Origin of the sequence: Sphingomonas sp. NPDC092440 (assembly GCF_044754985.1) — a bacterium.
Classification (GTDB): Bacteria; Pseudomonadota; Alphaproteobacteria; order Sphingomonadales; family Sphingomonadaceae; genus Sphingomonas.
In genome coordinates this window covers 99,960-122,030 of record NZ_JBIVQA010000010.1, presented here as the reverse complement: position 1 = coordinate 122,030, position 22,071 = coordinate 99,960, and the positions used below count along the sequence as shown (strand labels likewise).

Annotated in this window: 15 protein-coding genes; 6 read left to right on the top strand and 9 right to left on the bottom strand. The window is 68.4% G+C overall.

Annotated features, from left to right (window positions below; genetic code table 11):
* Positions 1 to 216: 216 nt before the first annotated feature.
* A complete protein-coding gene (locus ACIQCS_RS17420; protein ID WP_345848064.1) occupies positions 217 to 2,751 on the top strand; it encodes a TonB-dependent receptor domain-containing protein in 2,535 nt (844 codons plus the stop codon).
* Between the two features lie 85 nt (positions 2,752 to 2,836).
* Entirely contained in the window at positions 2,837 to 4,912 is a 2,076-nt protein-coding gene (locus tag ACIQCS_RS17415; RefSeq protein WP_345848065.1) for a hypothetical protein, read from the top strand.
* Positions 4,913 to 5,048: 136 nt separating this feature from the next.
* On the opposite strand, the gene ACIQCS_RS17410 is transcribed toward ACIQCS_RS17415, so the two are convergent.
* From ACIQCS_RS17410 to ACIQCS_RS17380, 7 genes are all read right to left on the bottom strand, one after another.
* Positions 5,049 to 5,720, bottom strand: a complete 672-nt coding sequence (locus tag ACIQCS_RS17410; protein WP_345848067.1) for a DUF6445 family protein — start codon at positions 5,718 to 5,720, stop codon at positions 5,049 to 5,051.
* Positions 5,717 to 7,252: a tryptophan halogenase family protein gene (locus ACIQCS_RS17405; protein WP_345848070.1), complete on the bottom strand. Its 1,536-nt coding sequence runs from the start codon at positions 7,250 to 7,252 to the stop codon at positions 5,717 to 5,719. Before ACIQCS_RS17405 ends, ACIQCS_RS17410 begins: the two co-directional genes overlap by 4 nt.
* Positions 7,253 to 7,409: 157 nt before the next feature.
* Complete coding sequence (locus ACIQCS_RS17400; protein WP_345848071.1) at positions 7,410 to 8,225, bottom strand: TorF family putative porin; 816 nt, start codon at positions 8,223 to 8,225, stop codon at positions 7,410 to 7,412.
* A 164-nt stretch (positions 8,226 to 8,389) separates the two neighbouring features.
* Positions 8,390 to 9,901 carry a SulP family inorganic anion transporter gene (locus ACIQCS_RS17395; RefSeq protein ID WP_345848072.1) on the bottom strand — a complete coding sequence of 504 codons (1,512 nt, stop codon included), beginning with the start codon at positions 9,899 to 9,901 and terminating at the stop codon, positions 8,390 to 8,392.
* Positions 9,898 to 10,593 (bottom strand): carbonic anhydrase, encoded by a 696-nt coding sequence (locus tag ACIQCS_RS17390; protein ID WP_345848074.1) that lies wholly within the window; start codon positions 10,591 to 10,593, stop codon positions 9,898 to 9,900. The genes ACIQCS_RS17395 and ACIQCS_RS17390 overlap by 4 nt, the downstream gene beginning before the upstream one ends.
* Positions 10,594 to 10,676: 83 nt before the next feature.
* Positions 10,677 to 11,981 carry an ATP-binding protein gene (locus ACIQCS_RS17385; RefSeq protein WP_345848077.1) on the bottom strand — a complete coding sequence of 435 codons (1,305 nt, stop codon included), beginning with the start codon at positions 11,979 to 11,981 and terminating at the stop codon, positions 10,677 to 10,679.
* A gap of 5 nt (positions 11,982 to 11,986) precedes the next feature.
* Positions 11,987 to 12,697, bottom strand: a complete 711-nt coding sequence (locus tag ACIQCS_RS17380) for a response regulator transcription factor (RefSeq protein WP_280278907.1) — start codon at positions 12,695 to 12,697, stop codon at positions 11,987 to 11,989.
* Positions 12,698 to 12,892: 195 nt separating this feature from the next.
* On the opposite strand from ACIQCS_RS17380, the gene ACIQCS_RS17375 reads away from it, so the two are divergent.
* Complete coding sequence (locus ACIQCS_RS17375) at positions 12,893 to 13,138, top strand: hypothetical protein (protein WP_345848080.1); 246 nt, start codon at positions 12,893 to 12,895, stop codon at positions 13,136 to 13,138.
* A 105-nt stretch (positions 13,139 to 13,243) separates the two neighbouring features.
* Here ACIQCS_RS17375 and ACIQCS_RS17370 read toward each other — a convergent pair whose 3' ends face one another.
* Together ACIQCS_RS17370 and ACIQCS_RS17365 are read right to left on the bottom strand one after the other, a co-directional pair.
* Positions 13,244 to 14,596, bottom strand: a complete 1,353-nt coding sequence (locus ACIQCS_RS17370) for a sigma-54 dependent transcriptional regulator (protein ID WP_345848082.1) — start codon at positions 14,594 to 14,596, stop codon at positions 13,244 to 13,246.
* The gene (locus ACIQCS_RS17365) at positions 14,596 to 16,380 is read right to left on the bottom strand and encodes an ATP-binding protein (RefSeq protein ID WP_345848083.1); all 1,785 of its coding nucleotides are present in this window, start codon (positions 16,378 to 16,380) and stop codon (positions 14,596 to 14,598) included. The genes ACIQCS_RS17370 and ACIQCS_RS17365 overlap by 1 nt, the downstream gene beginning before the upstream one ends.
* 218 nt (positions 16,381 to 16,598) lie before the next feature.
* Between ACIQCS_RS17365 and ACIQCS_RS17360 the strand changes: the two genes are divergently transcribed.
* From ACIQCS_RS17360 to ACIQCS_RS17350, 3 genes are read left to right on the top strand one after another with little or no spacing between them, the layout of a single operon-like run.
* The gene (locus tag ACIQCS_RS17360; protein ID WP_345851994.1) at positions 16,599 to 17,933 is read left to right on the top strand and encodes a dicarboxylate/amino acid:cation symporter; all 1,335 of its coding nucleotides are present in this window, start codon (positions 16,599 to 16,601) and stop codon (positions 17,931 to 17,933) included.
* Positions 17,934 to 17,988: 55 nt separating this feature from the next.
* Positions 17,989 to 21,075 (top strand): TonB-dependent receptor domain-containing protein, encoded by a 3,087-nt coding sequence (locus ACIQCS_RS17355; protein WP_345848084.1) that lies wholly within the window; start codon positions 17,989 to 17,991, stop codon positions 21,073 to 21,075.
* Positions 21,075 to 22,004, top strand: coding sequence for an alpha/beta hydrolase (locus tag ACIQCS_RS17350; RefSeq protein ID WP_345848086.1), 930 nt, complete (start codon positions 21,075 to 21,077; stop codon positions 22,002 to 22,004). Before ACIQCS_RS17355 ends, ACIQCS_RS17350 begins: the two co-directional genes overlap by 1 nt.
* Positions 22,005 to 22,071: the final 67 nt, after the last annotated feature.

The window sequence follows — 22,071 nt, the reverse complement described above, 5'->3', positions numbered from 1 at the left end:
CCCCGCCAAGGAGCTGGTGAAAACCGCTGGAATCAGGACGTGTTGCCCCAGTGCACCACTGGTTGGCAAATTCCGCGTGACAGTTGCAGAAAACGATTTCATTATCCTGCGGCCGCGATTAGTCGGGCGGGATCAACCGCCGGACAGTCCGGCGATAAACTCGGTTGGGGAGGATATATGTTGCTTTCCGTTCGCGCTGGCGTTCGCGCTGCGCTGTTGGCCAGCGCAGCCATGCTGCCGCTCGCCGCCCAGGCCCAGACCGCGGCCACCGACGCGGCCACGCCGGCCGCGCAGGACGATGCCGCCGACGAGGGCCAGATCATCGTCACCGGCCAGACCACGCCGAATCGTCCGCTGATCACCGCCTCGGCCGACATCACGCTCGCCAATCGCGAATTGATCGACCAGAAGGCCCCGCGCTCGACCGCCGACCTGCTCGAGATGGTTCCGGGCATCTTCGTCGAGGCGACCGCCGGCCAGATCTCGAACAACTATTCGGTCCGCGGCCTGCAGGGCGGCGGCCAGCGCTTCGTCCAGCTGGAAGAGGACGGCATGCCGATCCTCTATGGCGGCGGCGGCGCCGACTTCTTCTTCGACCAGGACCTGACCATCGATCGCCTCGAAGCGGTCAAGGGCGGCTCGTCGGGCGTGCTCACCGTCAACGGCGCGGGCGCGACGATCAACTTCGTCTCGAAGAACCCGAACCACGAGAAGGCAGAGGGCATCGCCCGCTTCACCGCCTATAATTACGGCCTGAAGCGCGGCGATTTCTATTACTCGCAGCCGATCACCGACAAGCTCGCGTTCAACGTCGGCGGCTATTTCCAGTCGAGCCCGGGCGTTCGCAAGAACCCGTTCGACTATCAGGGCTGGCGCCTGAAGGGCTCGCTCGAGTACAAGTTCGACGACGGCGGCTATATCCGCCTGTCGGGCAAGGGCGGTCACGTGGAGAACGCCTACTACGCCGACCAGCCCTATCGCTTCCAGAACGGCAAGCCGACGAGCATCACCAGCCTCGATACCCAGTTCGGCAATGTCGGCGGCGACGCCTTCGCGAACATCGCCGTGCCGGTCTCGACCTTCGCGCATTCGAGCGGCTATCGCGACTTCAAGTATCGCGACGGCGTGGTCGCCAAGACCTGGCAGGCGCGCCTCGACTTCGAGAAGCCGGTCAGCGATTCGTTCACCCTGTTCGGCCATGGCCGCTATCTGGACTATTCGTACGATTTCAACGGCCTGTTCCCGGGCTCGGGCACCGGCAATGCCGGCCTGACCAGCGCGGTCAACTATCTGACCCCGGGCAACAACTCGCCGATCAACAGCCTGCTGACGCTCGGCCAGGCCGCCTTCCCGGCCACCGCGCGCTTCGGCATCAAGAACCTGCGCACCGGCCAGGTGATCGGCTCGAACCAGACGGACGTGCTCAACGCCCTCAACGGCAACGGCTTCCTGCAGCGCACCACGCTCAACCACGACGCGATCGACGCCTATGACTTCGGCATGAACGTCGGCGGCCGCTGGAGCTTCGAGAGCGGCAGCTTCAAGAACTCGCTGACCGCAGGCGTGATGTACTACAACACCAAGCGCAACCAGGATCAGTCGGCGACCGCCAGCGTGGTCAACGATGTGCGCACCAACAGCGACATCTACGACATCGTCGCGCTCAATGCGAGCAACCAGGTCATCGGCACGCTGTCGGACAACGGCCTGGTTTCCTATGGCGATTGGGGCGCGGGCATCCGCAGCCGCAAGGATTCGAGCCTGTCGCTCTATGTGAACGACGAGTTCTCGATCGGCGACCTTCACGTCGACGCGGGCGTGCGCTGGGAGCATAACAGCGCCACGGCGTGGGACGGCAACACGCCGACCGCCGCCAATGCCGCCGCGCGCATCGTCCAGACTCCGGGAGGCTCGTTCGAGCAGCTCGTCCCGGCCGGCACCGCCGGCGTGCTCACCACGGTCGGCTCGACCTGGGACGGCACCTATTCGGTGCGCAAGGCGAACAAGAAGGCGGTGGCCTACACCGTCGGCGCGAACTATCTGATCACGCCGAGCTTCTCGATCTATGCCCGCTACGCCAACGGCTTCCAGATGAACAACGTCGATCCCATCACCGGGATCGAGCTGTACGAAGCCGGCGTGCGCTACCAGCATGGTCGCCTGATCTCGGCGTCGGCGACGGTGTTCCGCACCAACTTCCGCAACCAGAACTACAATTTCGCCGATCCGATCAACCCGTCGGTGCAGAGCAACATCAACGCCGACCTGCGCACCAACGGCGTCGAGCTCAACCTGAACGTCCGTCCGGTCGATGCGTTCTCGATCGACTTCCAGGGCGTGTTCCAGGATCCGAAGCTGGTGAACCTGGCGATCAACGGCGCCAACCAGGCGGGCTTCGAGGGCAATCGCCCCGAGCGCACCCCGGCGCGCCTGTTCACGATCACGCCGAGCTACAAGCTGCCGAACGGTCTCGGTGAGATCTATGGCCGCTACAAGTATATTGGCAAGATCTATGCCGATGCCGGCAACGGCGTGGCGCTGCCGAGCTATGGCGTGACCAGCGTCGGCGCCTCGTTCAACCTCAGCAAGCAGCTGCAGCTGAGCGTGAACGCCGACAACATCTTCAACGTCATCGGCCTCACCGAGGGCAATCCGCGCCAGGGCCAGACCCAGGCGATCACCAACGGCTATTTCTACGCCCGCGGCATCGTCGGTGCCACTTATGGCGGCACGATCACGTTCAAGTTCTGATAACCCGCGAGGGTCGCAAAAGGGGGGCGCGGCAACTGAGAGGTTCGCCGCGCCTTTCCGTATCTGGAAGAAAAGGAGGAAGCGGATGCGAGGTTCGATGCGGTTGATGCTGGTAGGCGGGCTGCTGCTTGCGGGCGCGAGCACCACGGCCATGGCGCAGCAGCGCGGGGGCACGGCGCCCGAGCTGGCCTACAGCCTGACCGAGGGGCAGAATCTCAATGCCTTTGTGCGCGACGGCAAGGTCGCGGCGCACCTGCTGCTGCGCAATGGCAGCGATCCGCGCATCCTCGTCGCTTTCCCCGCCGGCAACAGCGGCGTCGGCCTGTGGTTCGAGCCTGTAGCCCGTCCCGCCACCTGGCGGCTCGAGCAGGCGCCGCGCCCGGTCACCTTCGCCGATGCCAAGGGCCGCCCGCTCCACGGCATCGAGAGCATCGCGACCATCGATGCCGCCCGCCTCGCCCCCAAGCAGGCAGTGCTCTCCAATGTCCGCTTCCTCCGCGACTATCAGTCGGTCAGCCGCTTCCCCGCCGAAGTGGCCGCGCCGATGCGCGTCGAGGGCAACCGCATCCTTTATGCCCGTGACCGCGTCGACGGCGCGCCGGGCTACAGCCTGGCGATCCAGGTGCTGGGCGGCCGGATCGAGAATGGCGCGATCGTCGCCGGTGCCGATGGCCGCATCCGCCTGCGCATCGTCGCCGCGACCGGCGATACGCCGCTGACCGGCCTGAGCAAGGCCGAGCTCCTGAACGCCAGGGCCGCCGCCGATCCCGCCGCGCGCAACGCCCTCGCCTTCCTCAGCTACCGCGAGAAGTTCCTCGCCGGCTCGTGGCGCTTCGATACCTATTTCGGCCGCGACACGCTGATGTCGGTCCGGTTGCTGATGCCGGCGCTCAAGGGCCCGGCAGTCGAGGCCGGGCTCGGCGCGGTGCTCGCCCGCCTCGACGACAAGGGCGATGTCGCGCACGAGGAGGGCCTCTCCGAGTTCGCGCTGGTCGACCATCAGCAGCATGGGCAGCCGGGCGGCGACACGCCGACGCTCGATTACGCGATGATCGACGACGACTATATGCTCGCGCCGGTCGCCGCCGAATATCTGCTCGCCCCGGCCAATCGCGCCGCCGCCGGCGCCTTCCTGGCGAAGGATGTGCCGAGCGTCGCGCATCCGGGCACCGCCCAGCCCGCCGGCGCGCTGCTGGTCCGCAACCTGCGCTTCGTGCTCCAGCACGCCGCGCCCTTCGCGATGGATCCGAGCTGGAACAAGCTCGTCGCGGTCAGGGCCGGCCGCCTGACCGGCGAATGGCGCGACAGCGAGGAAGGGCTCGGCCGGGGCCGCTATCCCTATGACGTCAACGCCATCCTCGTCCCCGCCGCGCTCGAAGCAGCCGACAAGCTGCTCCGGGCCGGGCTGCTCGACCGCTTCCTGACCCCGGACGATCGCGCCGCGCTCGAACATGCCCATGCCATGGCCGCGACCTGGCGCGGCAAGGCGCCCGGCCTGTTCGCCGTGGAGGCCCCGGCCGCCGAGGCCGCGGCCCAGGTTCGCGACTATGCCGCCCGTGTCGGCGTGCCCGCCGCCCCGGCGCTTGCCGCGCTCAACGGGCAGGCGCTGCGCTACCACGCGATCGCGCTCGACGATCATGGCAAGCCGGTGCCGATCATCAATTCGGACGAAGGCTTCGCGCTGCTGTTCGGCCATCCCGATCCGGCCGATCTCCAGGCCTATGTCGGCGCGCTGGCGCGGCCCTTCCCGGCCGGGCTGATGACCGATATCGGGCTCCTGGTGGCCAATCCGGCGCTGGCGAGCACCGAAGTGCAGGACCGCTTCACGCCGGCCGCCTATCATGGCGCGGTCGTGTGGTCATGGCAGCAGGCGCTGTTCGCCGCCGGCCTGGAGCGCCAGCTGGCGCGGGCCGACCTTCCCCCCGCCACCCGCGCGGTGCTGAAGGATGCGCAGGCCAAGCTGTGGCGCGCGATCCAGGCGACCCGGGCAACGCAGAGCTCGGAGCTCTGGTCCTGGGCATTCGAGAATGGCCGCTACAAGGTCGTCGCCTTCGGCGCGGGCAAGGCGGACGTCGACGAGTCCAACGCCGCGCAGCTCTGGAGCACCGTCTATCTCGCCGTGCAGCCGCCCAAGGCCGCGCCGGCGAAGAAGAAGCGCTGAGCCAACCCAACACCCCACCTCGGCCCGCCATCCCTCCCCGGGGTGGCGGGCGTTTTTTTGGGGCCCGACCGTCGCCCAGCGCTCCCTTCCGTCGTCCCGGCGAAAGCCGGGATGACGCTGATGGGGCGGGAAGACGTTAGTTTGCCGCCAGAAACGCCGTAACCGTCAGCCGCCCGGTCGCCGGATCCGCGCCCAGCACAGCCCCGGGCGAGATCACCCCGCTGTGGAGCAGCGCGCTGCGATAGATCACCGCGCGATTATACCGCGCCTCGACATGCGCGATCCGCTCGAACAGCCCGGTATCGCCGAACGGATAGGCCGTTGCCGGCGGGTCGGCCCGCAGCTCGGCATTGAGCGTGGCGAGGTAGCCCGGCGAGCGCGCCGCATCGATCGTCTCGAAGCCGGTGGCGCGGTGACGAAAGAAGCCGGTGCCGTCGCTGCCGGCCGGCGCAAGATAATGGACCAGCGCGATCCGGCCGGGCTGCACGGCATCGACATGCGGCAGGCGCTGTTCGACACCGAGTTCCCCCGGCGGCGTGGTGACGATCGAGAAGCTGGCATCGAGCAGGTCCACGCCCGAAACCCCGAGCACTTCGCGCAGCACCGGCACCAGCGCGGGCCGCACCCTGGCGAAATAGTCGGCCGGCAGGGCCGCGCGGATGCCCGGATAGTGATGCCGGCCGGGCTCGAACTTCGCCGTGAGTGCCGCCGCCCGCAGCATATCCGGATCGGGATGAAAGCCGTCGACGATCGCGATCGGCTGGCCCTCGCTGCCGATCCGCCGGGCGACGATGTCCGGCTTCGTCACCCGCCCATCGCCGCCGCCAGCGCGGCATCGTGCAGCGGCAGCGTCGGCGCGGCGCGCTGGATCACTTCGGCCACCTGGCGGACCTGGGCGCTGTTGGATGCACTGTCGAGCACGTCGGCGAGCGGGTTGTAGTCCTCCGCCACAATCTCCTGCCCGTTGAGCACGGCCAGCCAGCTCGCGTCGCGGAACAGCTCCTCGGGCCCCAGCATCAGCCGGCCCGAGCGGCGATACTGCGCCTCGCGCGCCACCAGGGTCTCCGGCAGCGCCATCTCGCGCCGCTCGACCCAGAACGGCTCGGTCCGTCCGGGATTGGCGTGATAGTGCAGGATCAGGAAGTCCTTGATATTGTCCATGTCGGCATTGAGCAGCGCATTGTACCGCCCGGCCAGCATCGGATCCATGTCGCGATCCGGGAACAGAGTCAGCAGCTTGGCGATGCCGCTCTGGATCAGGTGGATGCTGGTCGATTCCAGCGGCTCCAGGAAGCCGGAGGAAAGCCCGATCGCCACGACATTGCCGATCCATGCCCTGCGCCGGGTGCCCGCCGTGAAGCGCAGGGTGCGCGGCTCGGCCAGCGCCTCGCCGTCGAGATTGGCGAGCAGCATCGCGGTCGCCTCGTCCTCCCCCATGAAGCGGCTGGAGAAGACATGGCCGTTGCCGATCCGGTGCTGGAGCGGAATGCGCCATTGCCAGCCCGCCGGGCGTGCCGTGGAGCGCGTGAACGGCGTGGTATGCTCGGTCCGCGCGCAGGGCACCGCCACGGCGCGGTCGCAGGGCAGCCAGTGCGACCAGTCCTCGAACGCGCCGCCCATCGTGCCGTCGATCAGCAGCGCCCGGAAACCCGAGCAGTCGATGAACAGCTCCCCTTCGATCCGCTCGCCGCGCTGGGTGGTGAGCGCAGTGATCAGGCCGCTTTCGGCGTCGCGCTCGACATCCTGCAGCCTGCCTTCGACCCGCGTGACTCCGGCCGCCTCGGCGAGGCCGCGCAAATGCTTCGCATAGAGGCTCGCATCGAAATGATAGGCATAGCCGAGCGTCGACAGGATCGAGCGCGCATCGCCCGCCGGCATGGCGAAGCGCCCCTGCCCGGCCAGCTCGGTCGCCAGCGAGAGGGCGGAGAGCGGCAGGTCCACGCCCTCGGCCCGCGCCTTCATCCAGCGATGGTGGAACGCCACGCCGGGAAAGCGCACGCCATATTCGCCGAACGGGTGGAAATAGCGGTGGCCGGGGCGCACCCAGTCGACGAACTCGATGCCCAGCTTGAAGCTCGCCTTGGTCTCGCGGAGGAAGGCAGCCTCGTCGAGCCCGATCAGTTCGTTGAACCAGTGGATCGTCGGGATCGTTGCCTCGCCCACGCCGACGGTGCCGATCTCCTCGGATTCGAGCAGCGTGATCCGCAGCGTCCGCCCGAACTGGCGCGACAGCGCGGCGGCGGTCATCCACCCCGCGGTTCCGCCGCCCAGGATGACGACCGAGCGCACGCGCCGCGGGTCCCGGGCCATGGGGGAAGTCGTGTCGGTGGATGCGGTCATCGGGAGGCTTCTCATGCTGGTGAAGCCCGGGATTAGCGCGCCGCGCCGGTCCTTGAAATGCATTTCCTTCCCGGGCCCGCCCGCATTCCGGGCGGATCACCGGAGCGGACGCTGCCGCTCCGGTGAAATGATCCTCTCCCGTGGATCTATTCCTGCCTCAGAAGGCCGCGCTGACCGAGAAGATCACCGCGCCGTCCGCGATCGAGCTGCCGTCCTTCACGCGCGAGAAATTGGGCTGGATATAGGCTGCATCGGCCTTGCTGATGTTGGTGTCGACATAGGCGACGCCCAGCGTAAGCGGCCCCACCGCCGCATCGGCGCCGAGCGACCAGTCGAGATACCTGCCGGTCGGCGCCACGCTGGTGCCGTTCGGCCCCAGCCCCGGATTGCCGCGCGAGCCGCCGAGATGCGCCTTGAGCGTGATCGGGGTGCCGGGAACGCCGGTGCTGGCGTCCGCCCACAGATAGAGATTGTCCTGCTTGTCGCCGGGGCGGCTCCGCGGGGTGTTGCTCCAATTGCCCAGCGCCTCCTGGCGCGGCGCATAGGCGACCCCGGCCAGCATCGAGACCGGGCCGATCGAGCTGCTGAGCTTCACATAGGGTTCCGCGAAGTCGGTCTTGTCGGCGCCCGAGGGGTACATGTACCAGGTGACGCCGACATCGACCGCCAGCCCGTCGGCCAACTCGCGCTTGTAGCCGGCGATCAGGTCGAGCTCCATGTTCGCGCCGCCGAAAGTGCCCCAACCCGCAAGGTTCGAGCCCCAGGTGCCGACATAGAGGCCGCTTTCATGGGAGACGGTGATGCCGCCCTGGATGGCCATGCCCTTGTCGCTCTGCGACACGCCGCGGAAGCGATAATCGGAGACGAGCGCGACATTGCCGGAGACGGTGATCGGCTTGGGCGGCGCTTCTTCCTGCGCGAAAGCCGGTGCGGCCGTGCAGCAAAGCACGGCCGCGATCAGATAGTGTTTCATGCGGGCATTCCCCTTAGCTTGAGAATGTTCCCGCCTGCGTCGGAAAGCGCGACCCTCTCATCCCGGGATGGGTAGTGGGACGGGAGCCGCTGCTTTCCGACTTTCAAAGTGCCGGCCCAGTCAGGCCGGCGGGTTTCTCCTTTGTGAGAAAATGTTGCTGCGCCTCAGGCCGGCTGGAGCTTGCGGAGCTGATCGGGATGGCCGCTCAGCTCCACCTTCAGCCCGCGGGCCCGGCGCCGCTGCACCCAGTCGCGCAGCGTCTCGGCGCTGGTATGGTCGATCGCCGGCACCTTCTCGAAGGCGAGATGGACCGGCTGGTCGCCCGGCACCGCGTCGAGCGCGCTGTTGAGCTTGGGCAGCGTGACGAAGGTCGCGGCACCATCCAGGTTGATCCGGTGCGTCTCCTCGCCATGTTCCGCGTCCACCTTCAGGCGCAGGCGACGGAAGTGCGGCAGCAGTTCCAGCACCGAGAGGCCCAGGCCGACGAGCACGCCGGTCAGCAGGTCGGTCGCCACCACCAGCACGAAGGTCACCGCCCAGATCGCGGCGGGCAGCATGCCATAGTGATGGAACAGGTGACGGACATGGCTGACGCTCACCAGCTTCCAGCCGGTGACGACGAGCACGCCGCCGAGCGCCGCCATCGGGATCTCGCGCAGCAGCCAGGGCAGCAGCGCGGCGAAGCCGAGCAGCCAGGCGCCGTGGAGCACCGCCGACATGCGGGTAATCGCACCCGCCTGGACGTTGGCCGAGCTGCGGACGATCACGCCGGTCATCGGCAGCGCGCCCGCGAGGCCGCAGAGCAGGTTGCCCACGCCCTGCGCACGCAGTTCCTTGTTATAGTCGGTGCGCACGCCGTCGTGCATGCGGTCGACCGCGGCGGCCGACAGCAACGTCTCGGCGCTGGCGATGAACGCGACGGCAATCGCGGCGATGATGATCGTCGGGCTCAGGAACCAGCCCAGGAAATCGCCACCCGGCAGCGTCACCGCCGAGGCCAGCGAGTCCGGCACCGCGACACGGACGACGTCGAGGCCGAAGCCGAAGGCGACCAGCGTCGCGCCGACCACGCCGACCAGCGCGCCCGGGATAAGACGCAGCGCCTGGGGCTTGAGCTTGTCCCAGCCGAGCATCAGCCCGATCGTCAGCACGCCCAGGCCCAGCGCCAGCTCGGTGCCGGCGATGTTGGTCGGGTCGAGGCCGAACAGGCGGCCCGGGAGCGCCGCGAGATTCTCCAGGCCGCTGGAGAGCGGCTTGGCGTCGAACAATGTGTGGAACTGGCCGACGACGATCAGCGCACCGATGCCGGCGAGCATGCCGTGCACCACGGCGGGCGAGATCGCGCGGAACCAGCCGCCGACCTTCACGACACCGGCCAGCACCTGCAGGGCGCCGGCAAGGACGAGGATGGCGCCGAGCGCGGCAAGGCCGTGCTCGCGCACCAGCTCGAACACGATGACGGCAAGGCCCGCCGCGGGGCCGCTCACCTGGAGCGGCGAGCCCGCGATCAGGCCGACGACGACGCCGCCGATGATGCCGGTCAGCAGGCCCTTTTCGGGCGGCATGCCCGAAGCGACGGCGATGCCCATGCAGAGGGGCATCGCGACGAGGAAGACCACGATCGAAGCCGTGAAGTCACGGACGACCCAGCCCTTGGGAAGAGTAGCGGAGGTCATTCGGCAGCTTCCACCAGATCGAAGTCGGCAGCGCGGCGCTGGCCCGACTTCACGGCCACGGGCAACGGCTGATCGTCACGGACGACCTGAAAACGATTGGTCTCGCCGTCGAGCGCCAGGATCTGGCCGGCATGGATATCGACGAACCAGCCGTGCAGCGCGATCTCGCCGCGCGCGATCCCCGATGCGACCGAGGGGTGGGTGCGCAGGTGCGCGATCTGGGCGACGACGTTCTCGAGGCTGATCGCGCGGACGCGATCGGTCTCGCCCAGGCCCGGATAAGCGTCGGCGACGACCTTCTGCGCCGCGTCGCTATGGTTCAGCCACACCGCGACATTGGGCATGCCCGTCACCATCTCCGGATGGGCGACTGCCTTCATCGCGCCGCAGTCCGAATGGCCGCAGACGATGATGTCGCGCACGCCGAGCGCCATCACGGCATATTCGACGGTCGCCGAGACGCCGCCGATCTTCTGCGCGAAGGGCGGGACGATGTTGCCGGCGTTGCGGCAGACGAACAGGTCGCCGGGGTCCGCCTGCATGATGTGCTCGGGCACTACGCGCGAGTCGGCGCAGGAGATCATCAGCGCCTTGGGCTTCTGCCCCTGGGTTGCGAGCTTGCCATAGAGGTCGCTCTGGTTCGGGAAGACGGTCTTCTCGAAGCTGAAGACCCGACCAATCAACTCGTTCACGGTTACAACTCCTTTTACAGCGGAGTGCAACCTAAGGAGCCAGTTTTGCCGCAGCGCAGCGGAACTGTGAGAAAGTGTTGCCGTCAGCCGGGCAGACGGATTTCCGCGATGAGGCCCCCGCGCTCGGCATTGGCGAGCGTCAGCCGCCCCTTCTCCAGCGCGACTGCCTGCTGGACGATGGCAAGGCCCAGGCCCAACCCCTTGGTATTGCGCCCACGCTCGACATCGAGGCGGACGAAGGGGCGCATCGCGTCCTCGATCTGCGCCGGCGGAATGCCGGGCCCGTCATCCTCGATGCGGAAGACCAGCTCGGTTTCCTCAAGCGCCACCGTCACGCAAACGGACTTGCCGTAGTGCAGCGCATTTTCGATCAGATTGCTCAGCGCGCGGCGGAGCATCGACGGGCGCGCCACCCATTCCAGATGCTGCGGCCCCGAATAGCGCGCATCGCGTCCGCGGTCCGTCGCATCCTCCACCAGCGTCGCCGCCATCACTGCGACATCGACCGCGACGGCCGGCTCGGGATCGTCCTCGCCCTTCAGGAAAGTGAGCAGCGAGGCGATCATGTCGTCCATCTCGCTGACATCGTCCTGCATCGCGCGGCGGCTGTCCTCGTCGCGGACGTGCTCCAGCCGCAGCTGGAGCCGGGCGAGCGGCGTGCGCAGGTCGTGCCCCACCGCGGCCAGCGCCTGGGTGCGGTTCTCGATCAGCTCATGGATGCGGCGCTGCATGCCGTTGAAGGCGTGGATCAGCCCGCGGATCTCCGCGGTACCTTCTTCCTCCACCACCGTCACGCCATCGCCCGAGCCGACCCTGCCGATCGCGCGGACCAGCTTGCGTAGCGGCAGCAGCGTGCTGCGGATCAGCAGCGCGCCGAGCGTGAGCAGGAGCAGTGCCGGCACCAGCGCGACCAGCGTGCGCTCGATCGCGAACTGCCAGACCTGGACCGCCTCGCGTGTCTTGAACACGATCCAGCTGCCATCGGCCAGGCGCATCTCCCCGGCGACGACCGAGCCGTGCGCACTCGGTGCCAGGCGCAGTTGCAGGTGCGATGCGGCCAGGCCCTTCTCCCAATTGGTCACCTGCGCCTCCATCCGCTTCTGGCGCGGCGGAAAGGCGGGGCGCTCGGGGATGGTGGGCGACCAGCGGACGATGTAGCGATCGGTGGTGAGCTCGCGCGCGGCGTCGGACCGCTCGGCCACCGGACGCTCGCTCAGCAGCTTCTCCGCGATCACCAGATGCTCGGCGAGCCGGTGCGCGTCGCTCTCCTCGATCGAGTAGCGCGAGGCGCGCTCGTACAGGAAGGTGCTCGCCCCGAACTCGATCGCGACGGTGAGCAGCAGGATGAGCAGGATCCTGCCGAGCAGTCCCAGCGGATGGCGCGGCACCAGGCTCAGGAGCGGGTTACCTCTGTACGGAAGATATAGCCGATGCCGCGCACCGTGCCGATCGGCGGCTGATGGCCGGCGGCGGAGATCTTGCGGCGCAACCGGCTGACGAGCACGTCGACGCTGCGATCCGAGCTGTCGCCGAGGCGGACGCGCGACAGCTCGACCAGGCGCTCGCGCGCGATCACGCGCTGGGGCTGGCTCAGAAAGGCCGCGAGCAGATCGAACTCCGCCCCCGTCAGCTCCACCACCGCGCCGCTGGGCGACTTCACTTCGCGGCGCGGGAAGTTGACGGTCCAGCCGTCGAAATGCGCCTGTGTCTCACGGTCCCCACCTGCCATCCGCTCGAGCCCGCCGCGGCGGAGCACCGCGCGGATGCGCGCGATCAGCTCGCGGGTGCTGAACGGCTTGCCGAGATAATCGTCGGCGCCGAGCTCGAGCCCGAGCACGCGGTCATGCTCATTGCCCTTGGCGCTGATGAAGATGATCGGCACATCGCTCTTGCGCCGTACCTCGCGGCACAGATCGATGCCGCTGGTGCCCGGCAGCATGATGTCGAGCAGCACCAGGTCCACCGGCCCGTTCTCGAACGCCAGCCACATCTCCGGCGCCGTGGCCGCCTGGCGGACCGAATAGCCATTTTCCTGAAGCGCCCGCGCCGTGAGGGTGCGCAGGGCCGGATCGTCTTCCACCAGCACGATGACAGGGGCGCTCATGCCATGGTCTCGCAAAAACTCATTGCCGGCACTTAGGCGTCTCCCGGGGCACCCTCAAGGCCGACCCGCGATTACAGCAATGCTTTGTCACGAACCAGCATGGCTTCGCAACCGGCGGGAAAATCTTCCTTACAGGCGGGCAAAGCACCGCTCAGGCGGCAGCGCTATCTCCGGACATTGCACACAGGAGATTGCATGAAACTCGCCCTTGCCGCCGTGGCGGCGCCCTTCCTGCTCCTCGCCCCGGCTGCGCAGGCCCAGTCGCTGCACGAGACCCACCAGCTGGTCTGGGCGCCTTCGGGCAAGACCCCGGTCGCGCATTGGCGCATGCGCGACAAGCCGGCCTGCCAGCCCGCGCAGAGCCACCACCAGGCGGGCAAGACCGCTCTACCGGCGCGCGCCAAATGCGGCACGCAGGACGTGTCGGCCAAGGGCCGATAGGGACACACCCTTCCTTCCCCGTGTCCCCGACCCGCGCAGCCCCACCTGCGCGGGCCGTCCTTGCCGCCGGCCACGAGCCCGAGCCCCAATCGCCGGTGCCCGAACCTAGCCCCGGCCCGATCGCCTGATCTCGGCCAGGTCGATGCCGAAGCGGGCGATCTTGTCGTACAGCGTCTTGCGCGGAACACCGAGCTCGGCGAGCGTCAGCGACACCCGGCCACCGTGCCGGAGCAGCGCGTCCCGGATCAGATTCTCCTCGAACTTCGCCACGCGCGCCGGAAGATCCGCCCGGCCGTCCGGGCCCTCGGCGCCGGCGAAGCTCCGGCCCGCCGCCACTTCGAACGCGAAATTCCTGAGCTCGCGCACATTGCCCGGCCAGCCATGCCCGGCAAGATGCGCATGCACCGCCGCATCCAGCATCACGTCGCCGCCGCCCAGTTGCTGCTTGGCTTCCTCGATGAAGGCGGCGAACAGCAGGAACACGTCGCCGGCGCATTCGCGCAACGCCGGCACGCGCAGCCGCATCGTCGCCAGGCGATAGTAAAGGTCCGGGCGGAACCGCCCCGCGGCAACCGCTCCGGCGACGTCCTCCTTGGCGGTCGCGATCACGCGCAGGTCCACCGGCTCCGGGCGTTCCGCCCCGATCGGCTGCACTTCGCGCTCCTCCAGCACCCGCAACAGGCGCGCCTGCATCGCCAGCGGCATCGAATCGATCTCGTCGAGCAGCAGCGTGCCGCCGCTCGACGACGCGATGCGCCCGGTGCGCGACAGCCTGGTATGCGGCACGCTGTCGGCAGCATGGCCGAACAGCTCGATCTCCGCGATCCCGTCGGGCAGCGCCGCGCAATTGACTGCCACGAAGGGCTTGCCCCGCCGCCGGCTGCTCCGGTGCAGCATCCGGGCAACGAGTTCCTTGCCCGTGCCGGTCTCCCCCTCGAGCAGGATGTCGACATCGGTCTCGGCGAGCTGCCCGATCATCGCCCGCAGCCGGACCATCGCCGGGCTCTCGCCGATCAGCGGGCTTTCTTCCTGCGCGGCGGCGGCCGCCGCGGCGCGCAGGCGGCGATTCTCGATGACCAGGGCACGGCGGTCGAGCGCGCGGCGGACGGCGGCGAGCAGCCGTTCCGCGGCGAAGGGCTTGGGGATGAAGTCGAACGCGCCGTCGTGCAGTGCCGCGACCGCCATCGGCACATCGCCATGCCCGGTGACGAGCAGCACCGGGATGTCGCCATCGACCGCCCGGATGCGCGCGAGCAGCTCGAGCCCGTCCATGCCCGGCATGCGGATGTCGGAGACGACCACGCCGGGGAAGTCCGGCGTCAGCCGCGCCAGCGCCGCCGCCGCGCGGTCGAGCGGCAGGACCCGGAGCCCGGCCAGCTCCAGCGTCTGGACGGTGGCGAGCCGGAGCTGCTCGTCATCCTCGACGAACATCACGGTGGCGTTGTCGGGCGCGAGCATCAGGCAGCCTTCAGCAGGAGGTGGAACGCCGCGCCGCCGCCCGGATTGGCCGCGTGCACGATATCGCCGCCGAACTCGCGCGCGATGTCGCGGGCGATGGCGAGGCCGAGGCCGAGGCCGCCCGGCTTGGCCGAAGTGAAGGGCGAGAACAGCGTGTCCGCGATCTCCGGATCGACCCCCGGCCCGTTATCGATCACCGAGAGCCGCACCGTCTCCCCTTCCCGCGCGCCCTCCACGCGCACCCGCGCTTCCTTCATGCCCTGAATCGCGTCGAGCGCATTCTGGAGCAGGTTGATCAGGATCTGCTCGAGCCGGATGCGGTCGCCCCGGACGACGACCTGGCGCAATCCCCTTGGCATCTTGAGCGTCACCACGCCGCGCGCGCGCTCGCCGAGCAGCAGCAGCGTGCCGTCGAGGATCGAGCCCAGCTCGGCATTCCCCTCAGCCGGGGTCTTGCGCCGGGCAAAGGCGCGGAGCTCGGCGGTGATCGTTCCGATCCGCTCGGTCAGCGAGACGATCTGCGCCAGGTTGGCGCGCGCATTGTCGGGTGCCGCCCGGTCGAGGAAGGTCGAGGCATTCTCGGCGAAGGTGCGGATCGCGGCGACCGGCTGGTTGATCTCGTGCGCCACGCCGGCGGTGATCTGGCCGAGCGAACCGAGCCGGCTGGCCTGGGCCAGCTCCTCGCGCGCCGCGCGATAGCGGCGATCGGCTTCGATACGCTCGTCGGACTCGACGATCAGCCGAGCATTGGCGTCGCGCAGCTCGGCGGTGCGCCGTTCCACCTCCGCTTCGAGCCGCGCCTGGTGATGGCGCTGCAGGCGGCGCTTCTCGGCCGCGCGCAAGGCGAAGCCGAGCAGCATGCCGGCGGTCAGCAGGATCGCCAGCGCGATCAGCAGCGCCTGGGTGCGCGCCGCGGCGAGCGGCGGCTCGAGCGGCGCGAGATGGATCAGATGCGCGCCCGCCAGCGGCGCTGGCTCGGCGGCGGCGCGATAGCGTTGCGGCTTGCCCCCGGCCGCCACGCTCGCCGCGGCACCGTCGATCGCGAGCGGCGCGCGCCGGGGCGGCTGCGCTCCGAACTGGAGCGTGCGGCGCGCATCGGCGAGCGTCGCCGCATCGAGCGCCCGCGTCGTCTGGAAGCGCCAGGCACGGATCGACGTGACCAGAATCACGCCATGGGCATCGGTGACGATGGTGATGCCCGGCGCCCGCGCCCAGGCGGTCTCGACATCGTCGAACTCGACCTTGACCACGACCACGCCCAGCGCCTGCCCGCCGCGATCGACCCGCCGCGCGAGATACAGGCCCGGCCGGCCGCTGACCGTGCCCAGCGCGAACAGCTCCGAGGCGCCCCGCTCCATCGCGTCGCGGAAATAGGGCCGGAAGCCATAGACCTGGCCGACAAAGCTGGTCGGCAGCTGCCAGTTGCTCGCGGCAACCGTCCGGCCGTGGCGATCGATGACGTAGATCACCGCGGCATCGGTGCGTGCGGCGAGCAGCTCGAGCGTGGCGTTCAGCCGGCGCTGCGCCACCGGATCGCCGCCGCGCAGCGCGGGTGCGATCTCCGGATTCTCGCTGAGCACCAGCGGCAGCAGCCGGAACTTCTGCAACTCGCTGGTCAGCAGCCCCGCATGCGCGCGGGCCGTCTGCCGCGCCATCGCATCGGCGGAAGCGCGCGCCTGCCCCATGGCCCAGCGGCTGCCCGCCCAGGCGAGCAGCAGGATCATGGCGATCGTCGCGCACGCGAGCAGCAGATGCCGATACCGAAGCGCTGCCAGGAATCTCATTTGTGCGGTTTATCGCACATTTCGTGAAAATCCGCGCGGACTTTCACACGCTTTTTTGCGGCGGCATCGCGGCTCGATTCACAGGGGCATATATAAATCAAATACTTATCCCGAAAAATCCGAAGCGCTGGAGGGCAGCAGCAAGAGGGATATGGTGCACGGCCAAGGCCCCGACACAAGAGGGTGCGCGCGCCATGCCGGCGCGACGAGAGGAGAATATGATCATCCAGTCGATCCCCGACGGGCAGCCCATCGCTGCCCGCAAGCCCTTTTACCGGCACCTCTATTTCCAGGTGCTCGTGGCGATCGCGCTGGGCGTGACGCTCGGTCATTTCTGGCCGGCGGTCGGCGAATCATTCAAACCGCTTGGCGATGGCTTCATCAAGCTGGTGAAGATGGTGATCGCGCCGGTGATCTTCCTCACCGTGGTGAGCGGCATCGCCGGCATGCGCGAGCTCGGCTCGGTCGGCCGCGTCGCCGCCAAGGCGTTCGGCTATTTCCTGTTCTTCTCCACGCTTGCGCTGATCATCGGCCTGATCGTCGCCAATGTCGTCCAGCCGGGCGCGGGGATGAACGTCGACCCCAGCACGCTCGATGGCAGCGCCGTCGCCGACTATGCGCACAAGGCGCACGAGACGACCGTCATCGGCTTCCTCATGTCGATCATCCCGACGACGCTCCCCTCGGCCCTTACCGAGGGCTCGATCCTGCAGACCCTGTTCGTCGCGGTGCTGTTCGGCATCGCCATGGTGCTGGTCGGCAAGCCGGCCGAGCCGGTGCTTGACCTGGTCGAGCGGGTGGCGCTGATCGTCTTCCGCGTCGTCGGCATCCTGATGCGCGTCGCGCCCCTCGGCGCGTTCGGCGCGATGGCCTTCACCATCGGCAAGTACGGCGTCGAATCGCTCGGCAACCTCGCCTGGCTGGTCGGCACCTTCTACGCCACTTCGCTGTTCTTCGTGCTGGTCGTGCTCGGCGCGGTCGGCTGGTTCAACGGCTTCTCGATCTTCAAGCTGCTGCGCTACCTCAAGGCCGAGCTGCTGCTGGTGCTGGGCACCTCGTCGTCCGAGGCCGCGCTGCCCAGCCTGATCGCCAAGCTGGAGCGCGCGGGCTGCGAGAAGGGCGTGGTCGGCCTGGTCGTACCGACCGGCTATTCGTTCAACCTGGACGGCACCAACATCTACATGACGCTGGCCGCGCTGTTCATCGCGCAGGCGACCGGCGTGCACCTGAGCTGGGAGGAGCAGATCCTGCTCGTCCTCGTCTCGATGCTGAGCTCCAAGGGCGCGGCCGGCGTCACCGGCGCCGGGTTCATCACCCTGGCGGCGACGCTCTCGATCGTGCCGAGCGTGCCGGTGGCGGGTATGACGCTGATCCTCGGCGTCGATCGCTTCATGAGCGAGTGCCGCAGCCTCACCAACTTCGTCGGCAATGCGGTGGCGGCGATCGTCGTCGCGCGCTGGGAGAACAAGCTCGATCGCGCGGCGCTGGATGCCGCGCTCTCGGGTCGCGCCCTTTCACAGCCGGAGAGCCTGGAGCGGAGCCAGGCGGCCTAGAACAAGATCAACAGACCAAGAACAAACAAGAAAAAACAGAACAGGGAGAGAAGACATGAGGAAAGGATATCGGCACATCGCCTTGACGGCGGGCAGCGCGCTCGGCGCGCTGATGCTCGCGCAAGCGGCGCATGCCCAGGACGCGCAGGCACCGGCGGGCCAGGAGGCCCCGGCGGCCCAGGAAGGCAGCGCCGCGACCGACGAGATCGTCGTGGTCGGCACCCAGATCAAGGGCGCCAGCACGACGGCCGCCCTCCCCGTCTCGGTGATCGACGCCAACCAGATCGACGCCACCGGCGCGCTTTCGGGCGACGAGCTGTTCCGCTCGATTCCGCAGGCCGGCGACGTGACCTTCAACGAATCGAACAATCCGCAGACCAGCAACGCGGCGCGCGGCGACGTCAACTCGATCAACCTGCGCAACCTGGGCGTGGGCAACACGCTGGTGCTGCTCAACGGCCGGCGCCTGGTGAACCACCCGACCAGCCAGGCCGGCGACGGCAACGTGCCCGTGCTCGGCTACAATGCCAATGCGCTGCCGGTGGCGGGCATCCAGCGGCTCGAGATCCTGCGCGACGGCGCGGCCGCCATCTATGGCTCGGACGCGGTGGCTGGCGTGGTCAACACCGTCACCAAGACCAACATCCATGGCGGCTCGCTCGACTTCCGCTATGGCGGGGCCGAAGGCACGCATCGCCGCGAGTTCCAGGTGACCGGCACGGCCGGCAGCAACTTCGCCGGCGGCCGCGGCAACGTCTCGCTGTACCTCGACTATACGCACCGCACCGCGCAGCTGGCCGAGGACCAGCCCTATACGGCGACGGACAATCTCATGTCCTATTTCGCCAATGATCCTGCCTATGCCGGCAACCTGACCGCCGACGGGCGCGCCACCCAGTCGCCCTGGGCGAACCTGGCCGTGGTGGGTGGCCCCGGCACGATCCGCCGCAGCCCGGGCAACCAGGCGCTGACGTCCTCGGCCGGCGCCTTCCACACCCAGTCGAGCGCCAATCCGGGCTGCCTGGTCGCGCTCAGCGCCGATACCTGCCTGGGCAGCGGCACGCGCGCGACGGCGTCGACGCTGCGCTCCGAGCGGTTCGACACCCGCCCGGGGACGACGGTTTCGCCGCGCATCAACCGCTACAACAGCTTCGCCAGCGCGCATTACGACATCTCGGACAGCCTGACCGCCTACGGCGAGGCGGGCTTCTATTATGCCGAGACGCGCCGCATCCAGCCGCCGACGATCAACCTCAACGCCATCGTCGTCCCGGCCTCCAACTATTGGAACCCGTTCGGCCCGACCACGATCAACGGCCAGCCCAATCCGAACCGGATCCCGAACCTGACCAACGTGCCCGCCGCCGGCCTGCCGGTGCGCCTCTCCACCTATCGCTTCGTCGATGCCGGCAAGCAGGAAGTGAACGTCACCAACTGGCAGTCCCGCTTCCTGGGCGGCCTGAAGGGGCAGATCGGCAGCTTCGATTTCGACAGCGCGTTCCTCTATTCGGCGGCGCAGGCGACCGACGTCTCGAACGCCATCAACATGACCAAGCTGCAGCAGAATCTCGCGCTGTCGACGCCGGATGCGTATAATCCGTTCAGCGGCGGCTGCGCGGCGACACCGAGCGTGGGCGACTGCTCGCCCGCTTCGGCCGCCACGATCGACTCCTTCCAGTTCAAGCTCAAGCGCCGCTCCAAGACGACGCTCGCCCTGGCGGACTTCAAGATGTCGAACGCAAGGCTGCTCACCCTGCCGGGCGGCAATCTGGGCGTCGCCTTCGGCATCGAGGGCCGCCGCGAGACCCAGCGCGACGACCGCGATCCCAATCTGAACGGCACGATCGGCTTCGTCGACATGGTGACCGGCGAGACCAACCTGTCGAACGTGGCCGCCGTGAGCCCGACGCCCAGCACCAAGGGGCACCGCGAAGTCTTCTCGGCCTTTGCCGAGCTCGCCGTGCCGCTGGTCTCGCCCGAGATGCGCGTGCCGCTGGTCCATCGCCTCGACGTCCAGCTCGCCGGGCGCTACGAGCATTACAGCGACTTCGGCTCGGTGGCGAAGCCGAAGGTCGCCGCGGCCTGGGACCTGGTCGACGGCCTGCGCATCCGCGGCTCCTGGTCGCAGGGCTTCCGCGCGCCGAACCTGGAGCAGACCAACACCGTTGCCTATTCGCGCCTCAACTCGAACACCGACTATTATCGCTGCGAGGCGGATCTGCGTGCCGGGCGCATCGCCAATTACAGCGCCTGCTCGCGCGGCATCAGCTATTCGATCTTCGTCAGCGGCAATCCGAACCTGAAGCCGGAGAACAGCACCAGCTGGACGCTGGGCACCGTGCTCCAGCCCAAGTTCATCCCCGAGAGCGCCGGTCGCCTGACGCTCACCGCCGATTTCTGGTCGATCAAGCAGACCGGCATCGTCGGCCAGTTCGGCGCGCAGAACGCGCTGGTGCTCGACTATCTCCTGCGCCTGCAGGGATCGAGCAATCCCAACGTGATCCGCGCCGCGCCGACCGCGGACGACACGCCGGTCTTCACCGGCACCGGCCTCGCGCCGGCGGGCGTCGTCACCCGGATCAACGACCAGTTCGTCAACCTGCTGCCGCAGACGGTGCAGGGCATCGACCTGGCGCTGCTCTACAATGTCCGCACCGGCATCGGTAAGTTCGACCTGGCGCTGAACGGCGCGCGGCTGACCAAATTCTCGCGCGATACCCCGCCGGCGGTGCAGGCATTGTTCGACGCGCGCACGGCCGGGCAGATCAACGCCGCCACCCCGCTCACCGACGCGCGCGACCTGATCGCGGACCGCGGCAAGCCCAAATGGCGTGTCACCGGCTCGCTCACCTGGTCGAAGAGCGGCTGGCAGATCGGTGCCTTCGCCAACTATATCGACACCGTCTATGACAGCAATTTCCTCGACGCGAACGGTCGCCCCTACAAGCTGGACGGCCAGGTGACGTTCAACCTCTACACCCAATATCGCTTCAAGGGTGGCGTGCTGGACGACACGCGCATCCGCATCGGCGCGCGCAACATCTTCGACAAGCAGCCGCCGATCACCGCCGACGGCTATCTGGGCTCGCTCTACAGCCCCTATGGCCGCTATCTCTACATGACGATCGGCAAGAGGTTCTGATGCTGCGTCTGTCCTTCCTCGTCTCCTTCCTGGCCGCGGTCCTCGCCGCGGCCAGCCCTGCCTTCGCCCAGGACGGGCTGGGCAAGCCCGAAACCTACAGGGTGTGGCCGGGCGAGGCGCCGGGCTTCGGCAAGCCTTCGGGGCCGGAGAAGATCGGCAATGAGGGCGGACAGACCGGTTCCTGGTCGAACATCTCCGAGCCGCGCTACGAAGTCTATCAGCCGAAGCACCCCAATGGCGCGGCGGCGCTGCTGCTGGGCGGCGGCGGCTATTTCCGCATCCAGATCGGCTCGGCCAAGGATGTCGCGGCCAAGCTGGCGGCGGCCGGCATCACGCCGGTGATCCTCTACTACCGCCTGCCCGGCGATGGCTGGAACGCGGACGCGCCGTTCCAGGACACGCAGCGCACGCTCCGGCTGCTCAAGGCGGGGGCCGCGCGCTGGGGCCTGGATCCCGCGCGGATCGGCGTGGTCGGCATGTCGGCCGGCGGGCACCTCGCCGGGATGATGGCGACGCGCGGCGGCCATGACTTCTATCCGCCGGCGGACGAGGCCGACCGGCTGAGCGCCGTCCCGGCCTTTGCCGGGATGATCTATCCCGTCGTCTCGATGCGCCCGCCGATCGACACGACGCAGACGCGCAAGAAGCTCTCGGTCCTGCCCGATTATCGCGACGCCTATTCGGTCGAGGCGCAGGTGGGGCCGGATACGCCGCCTGTCTTCCTGGCGCACGCCACCGACGATCCGATCGCCAATGTCGAGCATTCGCTGCGCATGTTCGCGGCGATGCGCGCGGCCGGGCGGCCGGTGGAGCTCCACGTCTTCGAGAAGGGCGGGCACAGCTGGGGCGCGGGCAAGCCGGGCACCCCGGTGGCGCAATGGCCGGACCTGTTCCTCACCTGGCTGCGGCTGCACAAGGTCCTGCCCTGATCCGCGCCGTCACGGGGCGGGCTCGCATTAGGTCAGGGGCTCATATTTTCCCATTCTCGCCATCCCC